The organism is Thalassospira sp. NFXS8, from assembly GCF_040148805.1.
Lineage (GTDB): Bacteria > Pseudomonadota > Alphaproteobacteria > Rhodospirillales > Thalassospiraceae > Thalassospira.
Map to the genome: position 1 here is coordinate 17,039 of NZ_JAGEMF010000003.1, position 24,058 is coordinate 41,096.

At 53.7% G+C, this 24,058-nt stretch carries 15 protein-coding genes and 2 pseudogenes; 5 read left to right on the plus strand and 12 right to left on the minus strand.

Annotated elements, in window-relative coordinates:
• Window positions 1–100: 100 nt before the first annotated feature.
• Window positions 101–1,204, plus strand: a pseudogene (locus J4E05_RS16430) (IS3 family transposase).
• A gap of 264 nt (window positions 1,205–1,468) precedes the next feature.
• Here the strand turns inward: J4E05_RS16430 and J4E05_RS16435 are convergent.
• The 6 genes from J4E05_RS16435 to J4E05_RS16460 all read right to left on the minus strand — a co-directional run bounded on the left by J4E05_RS16435 (window position 1,469) and on the right by J4E05_RS16460 (window position 12,898).
• Complete coding sequence (locus J4E05_RS16435; protein ID WP_349597653.1) at window positions 1,469–3,970, minus strand: S8 family peptidase; 2,502 nt, start codon at window positions 3,968–3,970, stop codon at window positions 1,469–1,471.
• Between the two features lie 9 nt (window positions 3,971–3,979).
• A complete protein-coding gene (locus J4E05_RS16440; RefSeq protein WP_349597656.1) occupies window positions 3,980–4,975 on the minus strand; it encodes an AAA family ATPase in 996 nt (331 codons plus the stop codon).
• A gap of 362 nt (window positions 4,976–5,337) precedes the next feature.
• Window positions 5,338–8,451 carry a TraI/MobA(P) family conjugative relaxase gene (gene traI / locus J4E05_RS16445; protein WP_349597659.1) on the minus strand — a complete coding sequence of 1,038 codons (3,114 nt, stop codon included), beginning with the start codon at window positions 8,449–8,451 and terminating at the stop codon, window positions 5,338–5,340.
• Window positions 8,448–8,807 carry a plasmid mobilization protein gene (locus J4E05_RS16450; protein WP_349597662.1) on the minus strand — a complete coding sequence of 120 codons (360 nt, stop codon included), beginning with the start codon at window positions 8,805–8,807 and terminating at the stop codon, window positions 8,448–8,450. Before J4E05_RS16450 ends, traI begins: the two co-directional genes overlap by 4 nt.
• A gap of 79 nt (window positions 8,808–8,886) precedes the next feature.
• Entirely contained in the window at window positions 8,887–11,421 is a 2,535-nt protein-coding gene (locus J4E05_RS16455; RefSeq protein ID WP_349597665.1) for a zincin-like metallopeptidase domain-containing protein, read from the minus strand.
• 646 nt (window positions 11,422–12,067) lie between these two features.
• A complete protein-coding gene (locus J4E05_RS16460; protein ID WP_349597668.1) occupies window positions 12,068–12,898 on the minus strand; it encodes a DJ-1/PfpI family protein in 831 nt (276 codons plus the stop codon).
• 451 nt (window positions 12,899–13,349) lie between these two features.
• On the opposite strand from J4E05_RS16460, the gene J4E05_RS16465 reads away from it, so the two are divergent.
• Together J4E05_RS16465 and J4E05_RS16470 are read left to right on the plus strand one after the other, a co-directional pair.
• The gene (locus tag J4E05_RS16465; RefSeq protein ID WP_349597670.1) at window positions 13,350–13,793 is read left to right on the plus strand and encodes a hypothetical protein; all 444 of its coding nucleotides are present in this window, start codon (window positions 13,350–13,352) and stop codon (window positions 13,791–13,793) included.
• Between the two features lie 227 nt (window positions 13,794–14,020).
• A complete protein-coding gene (locus J4E05_RS16470) occupies window positions 14,021–16,087 on the plus strand; it encodes a TonB-dependent receptor (RefSeq protein ID WP_349597673.1) in 2,067 nt (688 codons plus the stop codon).
• 291 nt (window positions 16,088–16,378) lie between these two features.
• Here the strand turns inward: J4E05_RS16470 and J4E05_RS16475 are convergent.
• Both J4E05_RS16475 and J4E05_RS16480 read right to left on the minus strand, forming a co-directional pair.
• Window positions 16,379–16,477: pseudogene (locus tag J4E05_RS16475) on the minus strand (transposase); the annotation flags it as partial.
• Between the two features lie 50 nt (window positions 16,478–16,527).
• Window positions 16,528–17,499: an MBL fold metallo-hydrolase gene (locus tag J4E05_RS16480; protein WP_349597676.1), complete on the minus strand. Its 972-nt coding sequence runs from the start codon at window positions 17,497–17,499 to the stop codon at window positions 16,528–16,530.
• 127 nt (window positions 17,500–17,626) lie between these two features.
• Here J4E05_RS16480 and J4E05_RS16485 point away from each other — a divergent pair, with 127 nt between their 5' ends.
• Both J4E05_RS16485 and J4E05_RS16490 read left to right on the plus strand, forming a co-directional pair.
• Window positions 17,627–18,595, plus strand: a complete 969-nt coding sequence (locus tag J4E05_RS16485; protein ID WP_349597679.1) for a LysR family transcriptional regulator — start codon at window positions 17,627–17,629, stop codon at window positions 18,593–18,595.
• A gap of 625 nt (window positions 18,596–19,220) precedes the next feature.
• Window positions 19,221–20,240 (plus strand): nucleotidyltransferase family protein, encoded by a 1,020-nt coding sequence (locus J4E05_RS16490; protein ID WP_349597682.1) that lies wholly within the window; start codon window positions 19,221–19,223, stop codon window positions 20,238–20,240.
• 11 nt (window positions 20,241–20,251) lie between these two features.
• On the opposite strand, the gene J4E05_RS24100 is transcribed toward J4E05_RS16490, so the two are convergent.
• The 4 genes from J4E05_RS24100 to J4E05_RS16505 all read right to left on the minus strand — a co-directional run bounded on the left by J4E05_RS24100 (window position 20,252) and on the right by J4E05_RS16505 (window position 23,977).
• A complete protein-coding gene (locus J4E05_RS24100) occupies window positions 20,252–20,503 on the minus strand; it encodes an abortive infection family protein (protein WP_503012350.1) in 252 nt (83 codons plus the stop codon).
• 318 nt (window positions 20,504–20,821) lie between these two features.
• Window positions 20,822–22,414 carry a tripartite tricarboxylate transporter permease gene (locus J4E05_RS16495; protein ID WP_349597685.1) on the minus strand — a complete coding sequence of 531 codons (1,593 nt, stop codon included), beginning with the start codon at window positions 22,412–22,414 and terminating at the stop codon, window positions 20,822–20,824.
• The gene (locus tag J4E05_RS16500) at window positions 22,411–22,965 is read right to left on the minus strand and encodes a hypothetical protein (RefSeq protein ID WP_349597688.1); all 555 of its coding nucleotides are present in this window, start codon (window positions 22,963–22,965) and stop codon (window positions 22,411–22,413) included. Before J4E05_RS16500 ends, J4E05_RS16495 begins: the two co-directional genes overlap by 4 nt.
• A gap of 55 nt (window positions 22,966–23,020) precedes the next feature.
• Entirely contained in the window at window positions 23,021–23,977 is a 957-nt protein-coding gene (locus J4E05_RS16505; RefSeq protein WP_349597691.1) for a tripartite tricarboxylate transporter substrate-binding protein, read from the minus strand.
• Window positions 23,978–24,058: the final 81 nt, after the last annotated feature.

Consider the following 24,058-nt stretch of genomic DNA (forward strand, 5'->3'; position numbering starts at 1 on the left):
CCGTGATCTAAGGCCCCAATGCTCTGAGCCCTTTAAACTGGATCGTTTTTGATTGGAGTTTTCCGCGCTAGATTTCTGGTTGGAAAAAGGAGCTGAACATATGAAAGCATCGAATTTTTCGGACGCACAGAAGGCGTTTATTTTGAAGCAGGGCGAGAGTGGAATGCCGGTTGCGGAAATATGTCGCAAGGCCGGTATCAGTCAGGCGACATATTTCAACTGGAAAAAGAAACATGCGGGTTTGTTGCCCGACGAGATGCGCCGGCTGAAGGCTTTTGAAGGCGAGAATAATCGGCTGAAAAAGATTGTTGCTGACCTGACACTTGATCGTGAAATGCTTCAGGATGTTATTCGCCGACAGCTTTAAGGCCTGCCTGGAAGCGCAAGCTGGTCGACGCGATGTTGGTGGATTGGGGAATATCAATCAGGCGGGCCTGCAAGGTTTTGCCGTTTGACACATCGACCTATCACTACAAATCCCGTCGGACGGATCAGGCCGCCGTCGAAAGACGGATCAAGGAGATTTGCGAAGCGCGTGTTCGCTATGGCTATCGACGTGTTCACATCCTGTTGCGCCGGGAAGGTTGGGTAATCAATGTGAAAAAAAACGCGTCGAATTTACAAAGAGTTGGGTCTCCAACTCAGAAACAGGCATCCCAAGCGGCGGGTCAAGGCCAAGCTGCGCGAGGACCGGCAGATTGCAGTCGGACCAAACGACATCTGGGCGATGGATTTTGTGCATGATCAGCTTGCCACCGGAACGAAGTTACGCATTCTGACCGTTGTCGATACCCATTCACGCTATTGTCCTGCGATCGACCCTCGGTTTACCTATCGGGGTGAGGACGTGGTTCAGACGTTCGAAAGAGTATGCAAGCAAGCTGGTTATCCAAAGACGATCAGGGTGGATAATGGCTGCGAATTTATCTCTCGTGATCTCGATCTGTGGGCCTATGCAAATAGCGTTACACTGGATTTCTCACGTCCTGGAAAACCGACGGATAACGGCTTCATTGAGGCTTTTAACAGCAAGCTACGGATGGAATGTTTGAACACCCACTGGTTCATGAGCCTTGCAGATTCTCGTGAAAAGTTAGAGAATTGGCGTAGACACTGCAACGAGGATCGTCCTCATTCGGCAATCGGGTACAAGGTCCCAATTTCACTGCATTATCCCGGCGATGCTACCAGCCTGTCACCGTGATAAAAGCCGGAAAACTCTCATCTCCGGCGGTCCAGAATTGGGTCTCAGAGCAATTTAACCAAAGCCTCTACTTATGACTGGAGGAACCTTGGGGCGCAGGTCGGCCCCTATCAGCGCTCACTTGATGAAGGACATACGGTCTTACCTAACGTCTCTACTTATGACAGGAAGAACGTTGGGAGGAAGGTTACTGTCTTTAGAAGGTAACAGGTTTCAGAGAGTGAATGTCGTTTCACCGCTACCTTTATAGACGGGCGGAGACACTTAAACCTCGATCTCGATACCTTGTCTGATGGTATTGCTAATCGGGGTATACAGATCTATTTCGGCATCAGGAGCTGTTAAAGTGACGATGAGCGCATAACGCCCTTGTTGTTCGCAGATTTGACGGTTCCTTCTCTCCTTCCACCAGCCAGAGACAGGCTTGATGCAGATTATGTTGCGGGCAGCGAGCTGTGCACCGGTCCCGCGCCAAACATCGCAATGCAGCGAACCGGCTGAAATACTATTTGGACCCAATAACCATTCGCCGCTATCTGGCTCGGCTGGTGCTCCTGCCCGGCGAGGATTTTCGCGTTCCTGAGCATTGATACGCTGTTTGAACTGGTCTGTGCTCTCACGGGGGCGCTTTAGATCGAACCGAAGGCCAAAGGACTGGTAGCGATGCGGATCAATTGCAGCCGACTTTCCAGGGTTGGGCTCTACGAAATATGATAAGGTGATCTTGAGCTTGAACTCCTGATCGCCGTATTGCTCAAGGACCTCTCGTGGCCAAGGGAGTGGGTAATAATGGCATTCGTTAAAGACAACGCTTTGTTCACGCCTATAAGGCTGGATCGTCCTTTGAGCCATGAGCGCAAGGTCGCTGGTAGCCGATGCTGTAGCACGTCCATAGGACGGCACGCCATAGCCAAAGGTCCGTACAAGCTGTTTTCGTTCCCGCAAACGCCCCTCATTCGTGAGACGCTCTTTCATGCGCTCCGTCCAATCAGCACTATGAACAATGAGCGCGCGAATTGTCTCAGGCCATAAATTTGGATGGTCTGCTTGTAAGCGTGCGGCCAATCTCGCTGCCTGAGCGGTCGCGGCGCTAGTTGCTGCGAAATTGACGATAGGCAGTCGATCCACCTCCGCACCGGTTGACAGCAATTCCAGAGATGGACAATCAATCAGGTCGCGGCCATTGTGTGAGACGGCCCGATTACCGGCCTCGAATACGACTTCCGGCTTTATCGGTGACTTGCCTGAATGCCACCCGGTGGAGTTTCTGGAAAAGGGGCTGATATCGCCAGCTTCCACCACAGGGCGGTGCCCTCTAAAATAGGGATCAGCGGGATCAATGTCCGTCTTGTCGGTATAGCCACCGATTGAGAGAGCATTCCATGCTTGGGCCGGGTCTTCAATAGGATGATCTGCCAGTTCCCCCAAGCGGTCGACCTGCATCGCGTTCCTAACATTGCCGCCGGATATACAGAATAGTCGGCGGGGCCGGTCGGATTCATCGCCTGCAAGGAGGCCTGCCGCCGCGCGATCAACGCAAGCGCTCCAACTGCTCGCCCGTTCGCCTGAGCGGTCGTCATTGGTGACGGCCATACAAAATACGCGTGAGTTGGCGGGATTCTGAATCTCCACCTGCGCCACAGCGTTCAATGTGATTGATCCGTAATGGGATGGCTCATTGGGATCGAAACCATCCGCTGGCATGATCCGCACAGATTCTAGCCGGTGTCTAAGCCGGTATTCTTGCAGGTCTTGTAGACGCGCAAACAGATCGCCATGCAGGGCAAGACCGGCCATTGGAGTGCCGTGGCTTTCTCGGACGTTATCTGCAGATGGCCAACCTGGACGAGCAGCCATAAGGTCTCCTTCAGCCAGTGCCGGTTCAATCAGCACATGCGCCCTGTTAACACCTGTGTCGAGAAGGCACACGCGTGGCACATCCGCTCCGGGCCAGATCGTGCGCTCGGCAAGATCCTCCGCCCAGTCATGCTGGTTGTCGTGCTCATCCTCCAGAAAGAAATTTGGCGTGTCGGAACCGCGACGCAATTCCATGATCCCGTCTGCGACAACAAGCGTAAGCTCAATATCTGCGCGGCGCGCAAGTACGGGAATGACTGTGGATTCCGGAAATTTCAGCCAACGGTCCTCATCGGCGATACGGCATTCCATACGCCGATAGACAGCGGCAACATTATCCGCTACGTCGGGTCTGCACCAGACCTCCCACCAGATGCGATCCTGCGGATTGTCTGGTAGCGCAGTGGGATTATCTGTCCAAAAAGAAAAAAGGCGGGCACGCCGGATCGTTTCGATGGGATCAACGTAATTGTTATTCGGGGGCTTATTGCCTCTCTCTGTTAATTCTCCGGTCGCATAATCCTGAAAAATGTTCTCTAGAACGGGCACCGATGCATCGGGAATGAAAACAACGGTAGAGACTCGCTTTGAGACCGGATCGATTTTTGTGGCGCCAACGACAATATGATCCCGCTGGCGTTCGAGTTTTTCTGCTTTCGCACCTTTTCGCAGTTCGACTTCGTAATACGCACCGTCGCTTGCCGTCAAACCTTCTGGGAGTTTCGCCTTTGCACGCGCTTCGTGTTCCTCACGAAAAGTTACTCGAAGCTGCTCCTCCAGAACTCTGCCGTGCTCTTGCCGGATCCTTGGCGCTTGCCCGTCACCGACATTCTGGGGAGGGGAGCTATAACGCCTGGAAACGGCAAATTCGGAAATATCAAAGTGAGTCCGGTTAAATTCAGGTGGCATGAGACTTTCTTATGTTGATCGTGTCGTTAAAAATGCCTCCTGCATTTCACGTCGTTCCTGTAAACGTCGTGAAAGTTGCTCGGTGGTAACAGAGTTTCTTTCATCAAGGATAGCAGCCTTGACGGCATCTTCAGCTGCTTTAGCGATTTCGGCCTGACTAAGTCCCGCGGCTGCAGGAAAGATTTTCGTCCACGTTAGCCGCCCCACCTTAAAGGGCCGTAACCCGATTGTAATTATCCGCTTAATGTCATCTTCTGACGGCATGTCGAAAGTTAGCACTAGGTCGAAACGTCGCAGTAGTGCCTTGTCGAGCAATTCTGGATGGTTGGTTGCCCCAACAACGAGGCTATCGGTTGAACTTTCTTCTTCCATGTATTGGAGGAAGGAGTTCAGGACCCGCCGCATCTCAGCTACATCATTCGTGGCGCTACGTCGACCGCCTACAGCATCAAATTCATCGAAAAGAAAAACACCCCGACGCTTGGCTGTTTCATCGAAAACAAGCCGGAGCTTGGCGGCTGTTTCCCCCATGTATCGCGTAATAAGCGCTTCAAGACGAACTACAAAGAGAGGTAAACGAAGCTGACCAGCGAGCGCTTCAGCCGTCATGGTCTTTCCTGACCCTGGAGGCCCCAGAAACAGAACTCGCCGATTGGGGGTTTTTCCATGCTCTCGGAGCCAATCCCGCCGCGTCTGTTGACGTACCAGATCATCAAGTCGATCACAAAGTCGGGAGTTCAGAACGACATCTTTGAGGACGTAACGTGGCTCACGAAATTCGATGATACTTTCCAGATCACCACGTGGCTGTGCAAATTGAATGGGGACCCCGGATCGAGATCGGGAACGTGCTTCTTCTACAGCTCCACGAAGTGCTTCCGCTGTTGTACGGCGCCCCTGTCGAGCTTCGGACGCAGCAATTTGCAAAGCAATTGAATAAAATTGCTCATCGTCATCCTCTGCGCGGCTGCGCAACATCGCTAATATTTGCTTTGCGTTCGACACTAATTTAATCTCGCTTCCTGCTCAATCCTAACTCTTAATACGTTAGAATTTCGTATTAGAATGCGGATGCTTTTTATATAACAAGCGCAACCCAAAAGTCGATTTTTTTAATGGTTTTGCAAATGTGCAACTGTTTCCTTCTTCCTGACAAACTCTACTCATTTCTGGTGGAGTTTGAAGTGGGCAGGTCACCAGCCAACTTTTTTGTTGCTTTGGCATGAAACTATCACGCGGGCGACACAGGTACTGAACCAGTTGATTAAAGCCTGGAGCAAACCCCCGCAGAAAGTGCGCTGCAAGTGCTTTTGGCAGATTGACAGATATTCCGGCAATTTTTAAGGGTCATGCTGGGATAAACAATATTACAAATGCCGATTTTTTTGTAGTGATTTTCTGACCTGGTTTGCCCCGGTTTGGCGCAAAATTTCTCCAAATGACGTCACATTTCCTTTCCTGGCATCTTCTGAAAGTGGCGGCACAAGTAATTTTGCTTTCACAGCTTCCGCAGCTTCTTTTGCCAGTGTCATCGGACGGTTTTCTTTGGTCATATGCGCATCCGTCGCCGCAATCACGATTTCATGCTTGGGATTAAGTCGACGTATGGTTTCAGCCACAGCCTTCAGGTTCTCGGTCGTTACTGTCCACACCACCGGTTTTCCGGTCTGTCTGTTAAGTTCGATGGCGCTAACCAGATCATCGGCAATTATGATCGGCTCTTTGGGGCTTTTTGAGAGCTTGCCGCCAACGACGTGATGCAGTCCCTTGTCGCTGCCAGGCCCCGTGATCATATCGCCTGATCCATCGGTATCGACCCGGTAGAGCGCGGCCAGACGGTTGCCGCTGTCCCGCAACGGGATCAAAACCTTGCCGTTTTGATCGATACGATATTGCGCCCAGGCTTTTGTCGTGTCCAATTCCGGTCGCGCCTTGATGGTCCGTTTGTCAGCGGGGTTGGCTGCCTGCCAGATGGACCAGGCATCATCGCCCACCTTTTGGGCCAGTTCAGTACGCAGGGCGGTCATGGTTGGTGTTTTGGCCGGATCATCCTTGATCTGTGTTTTCCAGACATTGCGATGGGTCTTGATGGTCCGGGTTCTGATCTGGCCGGTCTCGTCGCGATATTCTTCCTCGACCTCCACTTCTTTGGTTTCCGCAACTTCCAGCGTGATCCAGTCGCCGGGGTTGGCGTCGGTCTGGTCCACACTTTGGGCAATATCAATGCCCCATAGGGTGCGCTCGACGCCGTTGGTATCCTGAAGGGTGACAAAACTGGAATCCGACTTCTCGGGATCGAACTTGTAAGGTGCTGCACCGCTGGCGATCAGGCGTGACGCCTTGTTGCCGTCATGGGGCGCAGCATAGTCTTTGAACGAAGTTGCCATTTTCGGGCGCACAATCTCCATGCCCAGCTTGGCGGCTTTTTCCGTGTCGTCTGGCTGTTCTGTTGCGCCGAGTGCGACCAGTATTTCGGCGTCATCGTTCCTCTCGCGCATTTCGCGGGCCAGATCCGCCCAGTCCTCCGGTCTGGCGGGGACCATCACCGGGCAGTTTGTCGCCCGATGCAGGGTAGCCGCGTCGGCGTAATCCCGGGCGATGATCAGCGTGTCTCGATCCCCGCGTCTTTGCGGATCAATCCTGTGCGTCAGCATCTGATCGGATGGGCTTTCCTGCACCAGGCTTTGGCGACCCTGTTTATCAATCAGCATGATATTTTCAATCCTGCCGGAGCGGTCGCGCATTGGCACGGCAATGTTGCCTTTGGCTGTGAGCTTGACGCCATAGCTGTGCAGGCCAGTGGCTTTCAGCCAGGCTGAATTTTTGGGTTTGGCCCAGTCGGGGCAGCCATCCCAGACCATGAAGGTTTTGTCATCAGTCGCTTGAGCGAATGCACGACGAATATCGGTAGCATCATCCTGATCGGGCAGGGACACAAGTGGGACATTGGGTTGGCGGGGTATATCTGGATCGGCAATGATTGCTTTACTGTCCGGGTATCGCCGTTGATGCTCTTTAAGTACCTGGCGCATGTCATTGGGATCGGCTAGGACCACCACAGGTCGCCGTGTCGCATCATGGATTTTAACGGCATCAGCATAATCGGCGGTAAAGATCACCGGGCCTTTGTCGATCTGCTTTCGGGTATCAATGAGATGCACCAGCCCGCGTGTCCGTTCATTGCCAATATCGAGGCTTTTGCCGTCCGGCGAATAGAGCCGCACGGCTTGCAAATGGCCATTGCGATCCCTGAACGGCACCAGAAGGTTGCCCTCATCATCCATGCGACAGCCGCGACCGGTCGCGCGGGTCTCTGACAGCCAGGACATCGATTTGGCTTTGGCCCAGTGTCCGGCCTCTTTCCAGGCTTTTAGTGCCGGATTGGCCAGTTTTGTTACTGGTGTGGGGCGATCCTCGCCAAAGACCAGATGCAGCATTTCCTGATGGGCGATCAGGAACACCGCAGCCAGCGGATCACGATAGGCCTCACTGACCAGAAACAGTTTCCAGTTTGACAGCGACCGGCTCACCAGACTGGAGGGCCGGGCCGGGGTCAGTTTTTGTGTGCCAAGATATTTGCGCCAGAGCGGCGGCATGGTCGGATGACGCAGGGTCGGACGGCGTTTATAGCGCCGTTTGGGGCGAGATTGCTTTGCCTGTGTCGCTTTCTGTTCATCGATAGGTGGCTTGAATTGCCCGAGTTTCTTTTCCAGCGCGGCTTTGCTCATGGAACGATCCAGCGCCGACGCTTTCATGCCTTGGCCATCCGGCCCCATCAGAACAAAACCGTTACCGCGCTTTTTAATCCTGATGTCGTATTCAGCAAGAACGTCATGCAGTTCCGGCCAGTTTTTTGCTTCTGCCGTTTGTTTTAAAATCCCGTCGCGATGATCCAGCACATGGGTTTGAAAACTCTCCTGCCAGGTCTGCGATTCATAATCCCGGGCTGAGGGCGAGAGTTTGGCACTGTTATCCATACGCTGCGCCATGCCGTTATCCACAAACAGGCCATATTTCTTTTCGAGCTGGCGCGAGACACGATCCAGAACTTTGTAATCGCGATACGGGGTAACGAGCTGAAGCGTTTCTGGATGCACCCGGTTAAAGGCGATATGCATATGGAAATTGTCGGTATTGATATGGGTGCCGGCGACATATTGATGCTCGGCAAAGCCAAGTCCCTTGGCATAGGCCGTTGCAATGTCCTTGAGGTCCTGTTCAGACAGTCTTTCTTTCTCCCCGGGGCGGAAAGAAACAATCATGTGGTAGGACTTGTCCTTGACGTCAGGCTTCAAACGCCGAACCGCGTCAATTTCGACGAGCGCGAGATCAAGATCCTCGCGCTTTTCGCCCGCGCCGCAATTGGCAATCCAGAAATGGTCGAGCTTTTCGCCGGCCTCTTTGGCCGCTGCGATATAATGGGCCAGTTCCTTGTAATTATCTGCGACCTTCGGGTCTTTGGGGATCTTTTTGGCGATCATGGGGCTTTGTGCCGGATGGAATGATCAATCTGTCGCACCAGGTCTTTTAACGCATTCTGGGTCCCCTCGATCTCGACGATCAGCTGATCAAACTTGGCCAACAGATCGGCGCTCAGCGGTTCATCGAGGGCGAGTTTAAAGAGATTGCCGAGGCGCGCCTGGTCGGCATTGACCTTGAGAAGGTCAAGTATGGCCTGGGAGGCTTCAAACGTGCGCTGATCGGGCAGTTTGCTGTTCATCAGAAGACGGCGTAGCAGTTCGGAGCGGCTCAGGCGTAACTGGCCTGCCAGCCGGTCGAGGCGGGCCAGTTCGGTGTCATCCAGATAGGTTTTAACCAGGTTGCGGGTGGTGGCCATGTGTTTGTTCTTTGTTTTCTGTGGGAGGCAGCAACATGACCGGCAATATCAATTTGGTGCCGGTCATGTTGGTTGAGCGTTAGATCGCCACTTGCTGGCCCTGGTGACGCTGTTGTTGTCTGGGGGCAGGCAGGGTCCGGGCCTTTTGCACCTTTTGCGTCAGACCCAGTTCCTTGATCTGCTGTTTGACGGTTTTGGCCAGGCTGTCGATGCCCCGGGCGACATGCAGATCGTTATAATCTGTCAGGCCCGCCTGTTTTTCGGCTTGGGAGAGGTTGGGACGAATAACAGCCCCCTCCACCCGGGCGGCGGCCCGTTCGGCTCCTTTGAGGCCGGGATTGATGCCCTGTTTGGCCTCGACCCCGTGATCATCATCGGCAGCAAGGATCAAAGGCCGGTCGGGGAAGGCTTTTTGCAGGGCTTCGGCGACCGAGGCGAGATTGCCGCTATCCATCGCAATCGCGGTTTGATAGCCGGTTGCCATATTGAGGCTTTTGCCAGTGGCATATCCTTCGGCAATCAGGATCGGGCCTTTCTTTGTACCCGGGATCATGTGCATCAGCCCGGTTTTGCGGCCATCCTTAAGGAAGCGTTTGCTGCCATCGGGCGTGATGACCTGGACATTCTCGATGAAGCCTTTGGCATTTGTCATCGGCATCAACAGATTGTTCTGAATGTCTTCTTTCAGCGTTTCACCACTGACCTGCTTGCGTTGCAAATAGACATGATCTCCGCTGGCCGTATCGGCCCCCTGAACCATGGCATAGGCGCGTTTGGCCACTTGCTTGTATTGCGCCTTGAGGTTTTCTTCCATTTGCGCCTTGCGGGCGGCAGCTTCGGCCTTGCTGCGTTCAATCTCGGCCGGGTTGCGCTCGGCCGCCGCGCTGACCCATTTCACTGGATCGTTTCCGGATTTGTAATTGACGATATTGCCGGCCGGAATGCCCTCGATAAAGCCGCGATAGGAGCCGCTTTTCTGGCCCTTGCGGTCGCTTTCCACCGACACCCGATGCCATTTGCCATCCATTGTCGGCAGGCCGTCAATCACCAGACCGTTTTCCCGACAGGCGAGAGCAAACTCTTCTTCCGGGCGCATCCGGGATTGTGGCGGTTTGGTTGTTGTTTCATTCCAGCGCGCAAAGGGTTTGAGATCGGCATCGTCGCGGACATACCAGGACTTGGCGCGGCGATCCCACTTGGCCCCGAGCGCCTTGGCATCGTTCTTTTCGCTGTAAGGCACGTTCAGGTAATGGCGTTTCTTTGAGGTATTTGGTTCTGTCCCCGGGGCGAGATCATTTGCCATATCTTCTTTGGGCTGGGGGGCTGGTGCCACCGTTGCCGTTGCGGCCAGCGCTGCCGCCCGGCTTTCCTGCCGGGCCTGTTTTTGCTCGGCGATGAACCGCTCCGCCATCGTCTGTCCCGGATCGGCACCGAGGCTTTTGATCAGGTCACTGGTGCGTTGTGCTTCCGGGACGAACCATTGCGGGCGCAGCGGTTTAAAATAGTCCTGATCGCGATGGGCGTCATACATGGCCGAGAGCAGTTCGGCATGTTTGGAAGACCGGCCTGCGAGCTCGGCCATGGTCGAGAAGGTTTCCCGTTCCTGGTTAAAGGACCGTTCTTTCTTGTCGGGATCATCAGAATATTGCCACCAGACATCGATGCGTTTGAACGCGGCCCCGGCGTCATTCAAGGCCCGGGCCTCGGTATCGGGCAGGCCGTCAAGACGGGCGGCATGCAGCATCCAGTCTGATTTGATCTTGACCGCCGTGTTTTCCGCCTGCCGCTCAAAGACCCGATCCGCAACCCTCTGCGCCGGATCCGTGCCGAGGCTTTTGGCCAGATCGTTTGAGCGCTGATCGGCGGGAATGAACCAGTCAGGCCGGCGCGGTTTAAAATGATCCTGATCAGGATGGGCGTCATACATCACCGAAAGCAGTTCGGCACACCGCGAGGAGGACTCTGCCGGTTTGGCCATGCGGGCAAAGGCTTCCTGCTGTTGCCGTGTTGCGCGTTCGCGGATGGCCGGATCGCCAGAGCCTTGTCCGGCGATATCGATCTGATCAAAGGCATTTTTGGCCTCGATCATTCTTTCGATATCCATGTTGATCAAGTTTTCAAGCCGGCCAGCATGCAGCAGCCAGTTCTGCTTGACCTCCTTTTCGTTCCAGCCCGGGATGTCTTCGTTGTGTTCGGGTACAATTCTGTTTTTCGTGACCATGTTGGCGGCCTCCTTGCGCTTGTCTTGCGCCAGAACCGGTTTGAGCTGCTCGCGCATGTCCGGTTCCATGATCCAGCTTTTGATGTTTTCGGCATCACGTGCAGCGGTGAAGAGAACGTTGCGATCTTCCTTGATGGCGCGCATCCAGCTTTTGACATAGCTGGCATGGCGCTCCGGATAATGGCCAAGGCCCAGTTCGGTGCTCAGCATGTAGCTGCCAATCTCGGCGCGCAGTTCCTCTTTGGCATAGACTTCCGAGCCAAACGGCCCGAACTCGCGAGCCATTCTGGATTGATGGCCGGTGGCATGGCCAAGCTCATGAAGCGCGGTTGCGTAATAGTCATATGGGCTGCCAAAGGCATCTTGCGGCGGCAGATGAATTTCATCACTCATCGGGCGGTAAAAGGCGCGATCTCGCTGATCGGCACTCCGCCCTCTTTGAGCAGCTCCTCGGCCCGTTCCACCGGCTCGAAGGTCGGTTCCGGTGCAATCCCGACAAGAGAATTCCCGGACATGCGGGCTGGTTGCGCTTTATAACGTAGTTATAGTCACGTACCAGCGTTCGTGACGAGGCCGCACGGTATGTTCGAGAATTTGCGGCAATTTTCGTAATGTTGCCGACGATCTTGGGAACGCAGGTGCCAAATCGAATGTAGTGTCTGGTATTAGTGAGTTTTGAAGTCTGTCACCAATAATGGGCACACCCAAACGCGTTGAGAGAAGAATAAGACTTACTTTATCCTTCTGGATCTCCCACCGCCTTCACAGCTTGAAAGTGCATGTTTATATTAAATTAATGTCGTTTCCATAGCCCGCAAATCGCTTTAAATCCGTCATCAAAAGATCAAGTCGCACTTGTTCCCAGAGGACGATTTGCGGGTATTATTATGGCGGGTGTGCTCTGGCGTCGGCAGAATTGCAACTGCGTTTCACGGATTGGACAAAAGGCAAGCAAGGAGAACGACAGAGGCAAAGATTAAAGGCCGGGCGGCACCGCGACCGGCCTTTATCAAGGGCAAAATAACGAGATCGTTTCGATTTATGTTCCCAAACGTTTTTGGGCGATTTTGGCCTGCTTTTCGACCTGCCCATCCATCCAGACACGGCCGTCAAGAGCTGCCTTTGTGCGCTCGGGCCCTGCTTCTTCTGGTGTGCCATTATGGAATGGGGGTTTGGGGGCATATTCCAGGATAAGGGCGACCCGGCGGGCGGCTTCTTCGCCTTTTAATTTGGTGGCAATAACCAGGGCAAAATCAATTCCTGCTGTGGGGCCGCCTGCGGTAATGCGGTTGCGGTCAACAACAACGCGGTCATTCACATATGTTGCGCCCATAAGCGGTAGAAAACGGGTAAGCGGCCAAAATGTCGTGGCTTTGTAACCGTTTAACAGCCCAGACCCGGCAAGCGTTATGGCACCGGTACAAAAAGCTGTCACCCATTTCGCGCGGGACCCGCGATCGGCCAGAAAATTGATGACCTCAGGGTCGTTCATATAGGCAACTGTTCCCATGGTGCCGCCTGGCACAAGCAATACATCAAGATCGCGGGGACATTCGGCAAATGTATGTGTCGGTGGAACTGGAATGCCGAGTTCGGTTGGCACCGGGGTTTTATCCTTCCAGACCAGGAAAATCCGGCAGCGAAGAATTTTAAGCACCGTCATCGCCCCGACAAGGTCAATCGCAACCATTTTCGGATGCACCAATATCGCGACGGTTGGCGCATCTGCGGGAAGTTCCATCATGTGTTTTGGATGTTCTTCCTCGATTGCTGCGTGGGCAATATTGGGGACCGTTGCGGGAATGGCCGCTGCCATCCCTCCCGCCGCAGCAAGGGTCATGAAAGTGCGGCGGTTAATGGTTTCATCCATGTGTCTTCTCCGGAAGCGTTGACAAGGTCGTCGGCTTACTTGGCAACAGCCCTCGCCGTTAGACAATGTGAAACGTCAATCACGCGCGAAAAACGGGAACTTTCATGTTTTTTTTGCCTGCCGGTTTCCTGCATGTATTGCCTCAAACGGCGGTTCTAAGCGGCAAGCACGTTAGGGGCGGAAATCTTTATGGTTAAGATAAGAACTTGATATTTGAGAGGTCATTCGTCCCGCCAGGATGAAGAAAAACAATTTTGCATTATGGAAAATTCTTAACGCCAGGCTGTTTAACGCATTACCCCGCATCATCCCTAACCGGGGTTATTCATTTTTAAATGCGCCGTCATCATTGACCGTAAATGGCTGATTTGTTGCGGTGGGCTGATATTTGTCAATTCCGCAGCAGATTGTTTGTGACAATGTCCGACATTCAGACCAACAGGAGACGTGGTTGACGTCGCATAAATCAGAATTACGGCAGGCTGGAATATGGCCAGGCAAGGTTAAGGCTTTGCATGTCGTGATCCGCGTTCTTCTGATTGTGCCATTTTTTGTTCTTTCCCTTGTTGCGCCCGGCACCATGCCGGTTCCCGCCAGCGATGGTGGCATGCGTATTGTGATTTGTTCGGGCCACGGCCCGGTGGAAATCATTGGACATGTGAACGCGACGTCACATCCGGCACAGAAAAATTCAAATACGCCGGATCCACAAACGCTCTGTGGCTGGTCCGTGATCAGTCATTCAGCGGTTCCCGCCAATTTTGTCACAATGATTGGCCCTGTTGAATTTTACACAATGCCGTTTTTGAAATCGGCAAAGGCCCAATGTTACCTGCCGCGCATTGTTCTTTTGCGCTCGGTGCGTGATCCCCCTTATCGCCCCATCGCGATATAGCGGCACATCCCTGTCAGCCGACAGCGATTTATGGGGTGTTGCCAACTTTTAGGGGAAGTACCCAGCCGATAGTCGCACCGCATGTGGGCGGCGACGGCGCGATAAGGGCCAATAAAATGAATTTTCGTAACAATAAGCACCTGCTTGCGGCAGTGCCTCCTGCTGTATGGGCGGGGGCTGTCCTTTGTTTTTCTGATCCCGTTTCTGCCATTGCACAAGACAACGCCGTGGAATTAAAGCCGATTGTGATTGAAGTGGATAGGCAGAAGTCAAATCTTACGCCTGTTTATCCTGGCGGGCAGGTCGCGGCGGGGGCCGGGTTGGGTATTTTGGGCAATCGGGGCGATCTTGAATCACCCTTTAGTACGCGGGCCTTTACGTCCCAATTGGCGCAGGACCAACAGGCGCGCAGTTTAAGTGACGTGATGATAAATGATGCGTCTGTTTCCCAGACATTCCCGCGAAGCAGCTACCGCGATGTGTTTCGAATTCGTGGCTTTGATTACTTTACCTATAATGTGCTGCTGGATGGAATGCCGGGCATGTTACCCAAACAACGTATTGTGCCGCAAAATTTTGAACGGTTCGAACTGTTAAAGGGGCCAGATACCTTCCTCAACGGCGTGGTGGTTGGCAGTGCCGTTGGCGGTAGCATCAATGTGGTTCCCAAACGGGCGCAAGATGAACCAACGCGGCGGTTAACCCTTGGTTACAGCTCAGATGCACAACCATCGATCAGCCTGGATATGGGGCAGCGTTTTGGCAAAGACAACGCATTTGGGGCAAGAACCAATCTTACTTTCCGCGATGGTGATTTGGCTGTCGATGATCAAAGTGAGAGATTGGGGTCTGCGACGCTGGGGCTGGATTATCAAGGCGACCGGCTGCGTCTTTCGGCGGATATGGGCTATCAGAAAAGCCATACCGAAAACCCGGACTGGGCCTTTCGTCTCGCACCCGGCGCAAATGTGCCCGACGCCCCCGATAGCACAATAAACCTGTCACAGGACTGGGCCGGTTTTGATAGCAAGGATTATTTCGTCGCTGTGCGCGGCGAGTACGACATTTCTGTTGTAACAACGGGATATGCCAAACTGGGCTACGCCCATACCGAGACAGAGGGGACAATTGCCTTTCCGTCAAACTTGCAGTCAAACGGGGACTTTTCCGTTGGCGGCACCAGCTTTCCATCGGGTGGAAATCATCGCTATGCCGAAGCTGGCTTAAAAAACCATTTCGATACGGGGCCGGTAAAACACGACCTTGTTGTGGCGACATCCGTTTGGGACCTGGATTTGAAGGCGGGTTTTGCCAATTTGGGGATTGGCGGCAGCTCGAATATTTATGCGCCGGTGGCTTTTGCCGGGCCAGCATCGGGATCGGAACTGACCCTGGATAAAATTGGTAAAACCACAGAAAGCCGTTTTACCAGTGTGGTTGTCGCCGATACCCTGGGTTTTGCTGATGATCGTTTTTTGCTTACCCTTGGGGCACGTTCGCAACGTATTGTGACAAAGGGGTATAACGCGACCAGCGGGCAACAAAAATCAAGCTATGATGAAACACGCTTGACGCCAGCGATAGGTGCTGTTTGGCGCGTTCGCCCGGATATCTCTGTTTACGGCAATTATGCAGAATCCCTCCAGCAAGGGCCGTCAGCTCCGGCGGGTACGACAAATGCAGGCGAGGTTTTTGCCCCTGTCGTTTCCCGTCAGGTTGAAATGGGCATAAAATACGATGCAGACAAATGGGCCGGGCAACTTGCTTATTTTGCTATTCACGAGCCCACCGGCATTACCGATGCTGCCACCAATCATTATGGTTTGGATGGCGAACAGCGCAATCGCGGGGTCGAGTTAACATTGCAAGGAGAACTCCGTGACGATCTTCGTGTCCTTGGTGGCGTAACAGTTTATGACGCCATTCTAACGGGATCGGCCGGGGGAATGGTTGACGGAAACCAGCCCATTGGTGTCCCAGACTGGCAAGCCGTACTGGGACTGGAACAGGATATTGCGTTGGTATCAGGGCTGAGTGTTTCGGGTCGGATTATCCATACGGGTGAACAATATGCCGATGCCGCGAACATGCAAAAACTGCCCGACTGGACACGTCTTGATATTGGTGCCCGGTACGAAATTGACCGTCCTGATAGTAACCCGATTGTCCTGCGGGCCAGTGTTGAAAACGTATTGGGGCTGAATTACTGGTCTTCGGCGTCTACTGGTCAGGTTTCGGGAATTTCTCGCGGGGCGCCACGCACTTTTCTAATTTCGACCTCGTTTGATTTCTAACCACAAGTCACATTTTTCTAACGACTTTAGGGCATTATCGAGGAAGCCTGCGCACAAAAATTATATGTGCGTTGCTTCCCGCGGTGTTCGTAGCGGTTCATGCTAAGCGGATGGAGTGCGCAATGATGATGCGCACTCCCCCGAGCTGATTGAGGGATTTATCGAAAATCGTCGACCCCAGAAATGGCCAGAGCAGATTCGACATACTTCTTGCTGCGAATTGGCTTCTGTCTTCCTCTGGCGTGAACGCTGCGAGGGAGGCCGCAACGATGGACCATGGTTCATTGACAATTCTGGCAACTGCTTTCTCAGGAGGGCCTTGAGCTTTGAGAAAGCGATTTCGATCGGGTTAAAGGCCGGCGAGTATGACGGCAGGAAAACAAGCTGCGCTTTCCAGCGCGACATCCTGATAATCATCAAGAATTGCTATTTTGACCCTCTCAATACCCGGCCGAATAGTTTACCGGGATCCAATCATAGCCATTTTCCCTTGCGCGTACTCGACCAAGTCCCGGAAAGGCAAGATGTGCACCCCCGAGAAGTACGCCCGACTGTGCTGCGTGTTCAAACAGGGCGCGACGGGTTTCTGCGGCTTGGTCGTGGTTGCTGTCAAACGCGATTGTCACATCTGGCTTTGGAAATTGCACGGAGCCAACATGGATCAGGTCGCCGATAACCAGCAGCCGTTCGCCTTTGCTCTCCACTTTGTATACGACACTGCCAGGCGTATGACCGTAAGCGGAGGTCGCGGAGATGCCTTCCAGAAATTGGGTGTTGCCGTCGAAGGCCTTGAAGCGGTCACTTTCCACGTAGGGCTTGAGTGACGCCATTGCGCCCGCGAAGAAGCCGTCGGGGTCGCCCTCTTTTGCCTTGTTCGTTTCAGACAGCCAAAACTCGGAATCGTGGCGGTCGGCATAAACAGTTGCATTTGGAAAGGCTGCGGCGCCTTCCTTTACAAGTCCACCCACATGATCGGGATGAAGATGGGTTAGCATGATGTCGTCGACCTGTTCCGGCTTATACCCGGCCGCCTTCATGTTCTCGACAAGTTTGCCCAGCCTGGGTCCGAACAAAGCTCCGCCGCCAGCGTCGATGAGAATTAAACGCTTTCCGGTATTGATGAGGTAAGAGTTGAATGAGGTTTCAACGGGAACACCAAGATGGGATGCAGCCAGCAATGCGCGAGTGTTTTTCCCGGAGCCGGAAAGTAGTTTGTCCACGGGCAAGTCAAGAGTTCCATCACTCACCACCGTCACCTCGAAGGATCCAACCATGAGACGGTAATATCCTGGAGCCTGGGTCCGTTGCATCTGTGCTGCGGCATTTGCCGGCGGCGCAAGCGTAGGTGTTCCCAGCGAAGCTATTGCTACGAACGCGGCAAGTGAAGATGAGTATGCAAACTGTCTGATCATGTCGAATATCTTTCACAGAGTCTCAGGCTACTGCGTTGCAGTGCGATTAATGAGATATTGATTGACCGATATATGGACCAGGCAAAACCCATTTTCAAATTGATAGTAGCTATGATAGGTATCTCTAATGAAGATAAGAGATACGACCCTTCGAAACCTTGATCTTAATCTCCTGCACGCTTTTTCCGTGCTCATGGAGGAAAGGAACGTCAGCCGTGCGGCTGAACGTTTGCTGATTGGTCAGCCTGGTCTGTCCACGGCGTTGAAACGTATGCGCGTTACACTTGGAGACGAATTATTCGTGCGCGTGGGACGAGGGTTGCAACCAACTGCGCGAGCATTGGCGATTGCTCCTGCCATTGAAGATGCGTTGGCAGGCATTGAAAGGGCGGTTCGCCCTCCGACAGCTTTTGATCCTGCCACATGGTGCGGTGAATTCCGTATCGGCATGTGTGACAATCTGGAGATGGTTTTCTTGGGCCCGCTAGCTGCGCGCCTTCGGGAAGAAGCCCCGGGAGCACGGGTCGTGGCAATCGCTGCATCGAAACGTGATTCAGTGCAGTTGCTTGAACAAGGAGCTTATGATTTCAGCGTTGCTGTGCATAATGAGCCAGCCTCCTGGCACGTCCGACAACACTTGTTCGATCAGCATTTGCTTTGTGTATACGACGAAAAGCAAATAAATCTGCGAACGCCGGTAAGTCTGGCGACTTACGCAAATGCGCCACATGTTGTCGTTTCATCCGAAGGGAACCTAACGACGGATGTCGAATCTTTGATCGAGAATGCGAGCGGCAGAAGGCGAGATATTGTCGCAAGCGTCTCGCGCTATGCTGCTGTGGCGCCGTTGTTGCAATCAATCCCTGCAATTGCGACGATCCCGGAGACCATCGGGCGTTGCATGGAACGTCTATATGGACTGCAGGTCTTCTCCCCACCACTGCAAGTGCCGGTTGAACCAATTTCAATGCTTTATCGTCGGCTCGATCTTGCCGATGAGGGGCAGGTGTGGTTTAGGCGGCTCTTTAGCGAGGTTGTTGCATATACGCTGGCGACATCCGGCTGCAAGGGTGCTTTGGGAAGACAGGCAGTTTGATGCGACCCTTTTCCGTTCAGCAGCCATACGCCAATTATTGCGCTTGTTGGCGCACTTGATGCTAGCGGTGGCCGGTTCCGTCAAACAAAGAGCAGATCAGTCTGGAAAAGAGTCTGTATGACAGCGGGTTATCCCGATAGGTTCTTGGGTGCTAGCAGCCAATGGCCGCAATTTGAATAGAGCCGAGATTTGTAGATACCTTGCCCTTAAAAATGAGGACAAGGAGAGGATTATGAAGCCCCCCGTTTACCGAAGATTTCAAGATTGACGCGATCAACCAGATTACCGAGCGGGGACATTCCGTTCGTGATGTTTAGCAACGATTGAGCGTCAGCACTCATTCTCTTTATGTTTGGGGGAAGCAATATTAAGCGTCTCCCGGCGGCGCGGCAAAGGATGACCAATCAGCCTGGATCAGGCGATTGAAGCAGGAGTTGGCGCGACGCCGGGAGCGTGACATCTTAAACAATAAGTCTTGTCCATCGATGGCATATCTCCAGGCTCAGTCTTCGGGTAGCTGCAAGTACAAAGACGTATACCACACGAAATAATGTTTGTGTGGTATTGAGTTTTCGATAAGAACAATCTATCTTACCACACAAACATTATTTCGTGTGGTAAGATCATGGCCCAGTATTCAAGCCTCTCAATGGCAGCACAAGGGTGGTACTACGATTTGATTTCGTTGCTTCTGGATGAAGAAGTTTCTGAAATCAGAGGGTCTGTTCTTGAGAAAAAAAAGGGCAATCGGGTCTATCTTTATGACAATTATCGTATTGGCGGAAAAACGGTCCAAAAGTTCATCGGCCTGAAAACCGACGAACTACTAGAACGCCTGTCAGACATGAATGAACTGAAGAAAAAGCGCGATAATCGCAGAAAAGCTCGTTCTGACCTTGTCAAAAAATTGAGGACCGAGCGAGTTCTTTCGCCCGATGTTTCAACCGGCAAAGTCTTGTTCGCCCTTTCGGCTTCAGGCACGTTTCGTTTAGGCGGAGCATTGATCGGTACGAACGCATTCCGTGCCTACGAGCTGGAACTTGGGGTGCGTTTTGATTCAAGCAATGCAGTTGGCACAAAGGATCTCGATATTGCAAGCTTCGAGAGGTTCTCGATTGCTGTTGACGATGTTGCCATACCAGACATTCCTTCTGCCTTGAAAGCGCTTGGTTATGACGCGGCGCCATCCCTGGATTCCCGAAATACCTGGAGGTGGATAAATCACAGCAATAGCTCTGTTGGTGAGGTAGAGTTTCTCACCCCGTCCTTTGATGAGACTGAGGGGGTCAAATACCTTCAGGCACTGAAAGTAAATGCTCAATCGCTGCATTATCTCAACTTCCTTTTAAGAGATGCGATTGATGCAGCGTTGTTGTATCGGGATGGTGTTCTGGTGAAGATCCCCAGGCCTGAAAGATACGCAATCCACAAACTGATCGTGGCGTCCCGACGCGCCGATAGAGGCTTGTTGAAATCCAGGAAAGATCTGATGCAAGCTACGCTCCTGATGGAAATTCTCCATGAGACCCGGCCTGGTGACCTGTTCGATGCTTATCATCAAGCGCAGGAGAACGGCTCTTCATGGCGAAATCATATCGAAAAAAGCTTCAGGCAAGCACCGCATCTTAGAAAGCTGGTAGAGTGAACTACAGCGCATCAAATTATGCTTTGGGTTCCACCAAGGATTGACTTGAAAGGCTGTTCGGTATGCGGGGGGATGGAAAGGACCAGCACCTTGGCTGGCAACTTATATAATTTGGGAAGATCATCGTCCCCATAAGTTTCCCCAGCTTCCTCCAAAATGCATTTGCAGACGGTCTCCAATAAAGTGTTCTCTGACTTGTACAGCGAACTTTCTAAAACCATCTTCTGACATCCTATTCTGCCTCCAATATATATTTTCGGCATTTGGCCCGATCAGTTGACAGAACCCCGCAATCAATTAGTTATTATTTTTCTAATATATCTTCAACGTTGGTTGTTTCACGGGCTTTAGGCAAAGCCCCCAGATGACGCTTTAGAGTGGCAAAAGAACACTCCAACGCTGCCGAGCCTAAGACGAAATCGACTTTAGATGATTGATCAAAAAATTTCAAAAACCGAACAACGCTTAGCGTGTCGAACATACGCAGGGCTCAGCTTCTTGAAGATGCGCCACATCCTTGTCGTTCACGTCACATAACGCAAACAACAAGGATGGCTGGATAGCGGTGATTTGCGATGCTTCTACCGTTTTACCTGCTTGCGTCCAAGGAACAGGACCGACGCGATCGCGGCCAATATCAAAGCAATTGAGGTGGCGCTGTGGAACAAAAACCACGGGTCTCCCCCTGTCGCCGAGAAGGCTTCTCGCGCGTTCTGTTCAAGTGGTCCTGCAAGAATGAATGCAATGACGAAGGGAAGGACAGGGACACCGCTGCGTCGGAACACATAGCCAAGAACGCCGAAGCCCAAGGTCACCCAAAGCGCGAAGAATGAGGTCTGCTGAACGTAAATCGCCGTCAGCGTGACCAGTAACACCACGGGCAGCAGGATTGGTCCGGGGATGCGGGTCAGTATCCCCATCGATCGCATAAAGCGGCCGCCGATGGTCCAGTTCAGGATATTGCCGATCGACATCAGGGTAAAAATGCCGAAAGCGGTCACCAGCTCCGGGTTTACCTGCGGGGCGGTGAAGTGGAAGACTTGCGGGCCGGGATTAAAACCGCCGATGCTGTCGGCGGCAAGGATCAGGAAAACCGCCGCAGCGTTGCCGGGAATGCCCAGCGACAGCACCGGGATCAGGTTGGCCCCGGAAACCGCAGAATTGGCGGCTTCGGTCGCGGCGATCCCTTCGGGTGCGCCCTCGCCAAAGGGGGTGTCGCCGGGCTTGCTGCGTTTGAAATGCCGCCGTGCCCCCAGGGTGTAGCCCAGCGTCGCCGCAAGGGTGGAGCCGATACCCGGTAGTGCGCCGATGATTGTACCAATGAAGGCAGAACGCGCGACATAGGGGGCGATACGGCGGATATCGCCGGGTTGCAGGTCGTCTTTGGCCGGGTCATGCGGGACTTTCTCGTCCTTTTTGCCAAAGCGGCTTTCGCGCCATAGACCTTCAATCCCGATGAGGATTTCCCCGATGATCAGAACGCCAAGGACCGCCGAGACCATCGAAAAGCCGCTTGAGAGATCTGCATCCCCGAATGTCAGCCGCGGGGTGAGGGCCTGTCCCGTTCCGACAAAGGCGGCGATAAGCCCCAGTGCGACCGATAACAGCCCCTTGCCCCTTGAATTGCCTATAACCGCCGCAATGAACGAAATAGACAGGATCAGAAGGGCGGTCTTTTCGGGAAGGTCAAGATAGGCCTCGACCGCGACAGCGAGGAAAGGCGCACAAACAAACAGCACGAGGTCCGAGAAGGTATCGCCGGTCACTGATGAAAGTTGTGCGATGCGCAGGGCCCGGCGCGGCTGACCGGCCTTTGCCATTGGATAACCATCGAGCGTGGTCATCACGGAATCTGGCGTGCCGGGCATATTGAACAGGATCGCGGGCACGGCGCCACCCACCGTTGCCCCTTTCATAATGCCGATCAGAAAGCCGAAAACCGGCAACAGGGCATCGGGGGTGAAACCGAAGACGGAAATCAGGATTGGCAAAGCAATCGCCATTGCCATCGGCCCGGCCAGACCCGGTGTCGCCCCGACGGCGATGCCGGTTAAAAGGCCGCCCAGAACCATCACCGGGGCGGCCGGGATCGCGATGCCGGCGAGTGTGAATAGAGGATGCCCTTCGAATACGGCGAGGATACCAAGCCAGATATAGTGAAGAATCTCGGTCATACGTCACCATTCGGGGGCAGCAGAAGGTCAGGGAAGGGGACGTCGAAGATCAAGATCAGCAGTGCGGTTGCCGCCAACCCGATGAGCAGGGCACGCCAGCTCAGACGATGCTCAATTAACGAAATCAGCATCGTCACCAGGAAGGTGCCCCCGGTAACGAAGCCTGTATATTTCCAGGGCGCGGTATCTCGCAGGTCGCGATAGCTGTGGTCGGTGCTGCCGACCATGTGCGCCAGCCCGACAAGAACGGGGCCGGTCCAGCGCATCAGGATCACCGATACAAGAAACAATGCGAGGAACAGCCCCACAAACCGCAGATTGGCAAGGGACAGGTGTGGAAGCCCTTTTTTTCCACGACCTTCAAAGACGATAAGAAATCCGGCCACGACCATCAGGACGAAGGCGGCGGTAGGTGCAAGCGCATCCCCAATAGAGACCCGCCCGCGCAGTTTTACGATCAGCCCGGTCGCGGTGTCGTCCGGCACCCAGGCGAAGATCGCCAGTAGGGCGACCATGACCACGCCAAGGCCAAGCACCACGTCAGTATTCATACGTCGCATGTCCATTCCCTTTCCGGGGCGAACGGCCCCTGCCTGCCTTCTCGGCTCAGTTGGCCGAGGCGGTGGCAAGCAGGTCTTTTGATTCTGTCATCAGCGTGTTTAGCTTGTCATTCAGCGCCGCGCCGGTCAGAACGGCGGGTCCGCCAAAGCTTTTGACGACCAAAGCATGGGCCTGCGTTGCGGGATCATTCAGCACGTCGGCGATGGCATCGCCGATTGCCTTGCGCGCTTCCGGGGCAAGCCCCTTGGGTGCTATGAACATGAAGTAACCGTCCAGTGAATATTTACTGCCCAGATCCGTGATAAGCGGTGCGTTGGGTGAGTCTGCCAGCTTGTGCGACACAGCACTGGCAACATTGACCATTTCGCCCTGTTGTACCGGTTTTCCTTGTGCCCCTGCGACCCAGCCAAGGTCGAGATCGCCGCCGCGCAGGCCGTTCATGACGCCGGCACCGCCCTTGACCTGGACAATGTTGAAATCTATCCCGTCGGCCTTGCCTAAAAGATAGGTCACGTCAGCCCAGCGGTCCGTCGCAACGCCGAAACGGATCGGCGTGCCAGCCTTGGCCGCCGCTTTGATCTTGTTCCAGCTGTCAAAGGCGCCGCCCTTCATGGCGACAAGCCCGGTCTGAAATTCCACGGTTGACGCCAGCGGAGTAAAGTTCTTGGCGGTCAGGCCGGGCTGCTGTGCGGCCAAGGCGCTGTAGGTCAGCGTTTCCGTCACGACCATACCGATTGCGGTGCCGTCGGCAGGTTCTTTTATGAGCTGCTTGGCAAGGTTGAGGCCACCATTGCCGGTGACCTGCTCGGGCAGGATCTTCCAGCCATATTTGTTTTCGATTGCCTGTGCGATCAATCGGGCCTGGGTATCGGCCCCGCCGCCGGCGGCGAAACCGATCATCAGCTTGATGGGGCCCGGGGGTGTCCAGCCTTCTGCGTGTGCGGAAAGGGGTAGTGATAAAAGTGCTGCCGCCAGTGCGAGCGGGTTTAGAAATTTTTTCATTTTTTCCTCCCTGATTGCGATCAGGTTTGCAGACGAAAGTGGACATGTCAACGAATAAGGTTGACATGTCCACTTTCCTGA

Excerpts from the sequence above, each read along its gene's own strand:
- J4E05_RS16435 (WP_349597653.1), bottom strand. The coding sequence starts at position 3,970 with ATGCCACCTGAATTTAACCGGACTCACTTTGATATTTCCGAATTTGCC.
- traI (WP_349597659.1), bottom strand. The coding sequence starts at position 8,451 with ATGATCGCCAAAAAGATCCCCAAAGACCCGAAGGTCGCAGATAATTAC.
- J4E05_RS16450 (WP_349597662.1), bottom strand. The coding sequence starts at position 8,807 with ATGGCCACCACCCGCAACCTGGTTAAAACCTATCTGGATGACACCGAA.
- J4E05_RS16455 (WP_349597665.1), bottom strand. The coding sequence starts at position 11,421 with ATGAGTGATGAAATTCATCTGCCGCCGCAAGATGCCTTTGGCAGCCCA.
- J4E05_RS16460 (WP_349597668.1), bottom strand. The coding sequence starts at position 12,898 with ATGGATGAAACCATTAACCGCCGCACTTTCATGACCCTTGCTGCGGCG.
- J4E05_RS16480 (WP_349597676.1), bottom strand. The coding sequence starts at position 17,499 with ATGATCAGACAGTTTGCATACTCATCTTCACTTGCCGCGTTCGTAGCA.
- J4E05_RS16485 (WP_349597679.1), top strand. The coding sequence starts at position 17,627 with ATGAAGATAAGAGATACGACCCTTCGAAACCTTGATCTTAATCTCCTG.
- J4E05_RS16490 (WP_349597682.1), top strand. The coding sequence starts at position 19,221 with ATGGCCCAGTATTCAAGCCTCTCAATGGCAGCACAAGGGTGGTACTAC.
- J4E05_RS24100 (WP_503012350.1), bottom strand. The coding sequence starts at position 20,503 with ATGCCGAAAATATATATTGGAGGCAGAATAGGATGTCAGAAGATGGTT.
- J4E05_RS16495 (WP_349597685.1), bottom strand. The coding sequence starts at position 22,414 with ATGACCGAGATTCTTCACTATATCTGGCTTGGTATCCTCGCCGTATTC.
- J4E05_RS16500 (WP_349597688.1), bottom strand. The coding sequence starts at position 22,965 with ATGAATACTGACGTGGTGCTTGGCCTTGGCGTGGTCATGGTCGCCCTA.
- J4E05_RS16505 (WP_349597691.1), bottom strand. The coding sequence starts at position 23,977 with ATGAAAAAATTTCTAAACCCGCTCGCACTGGCGGCAGCACTTTTATCA.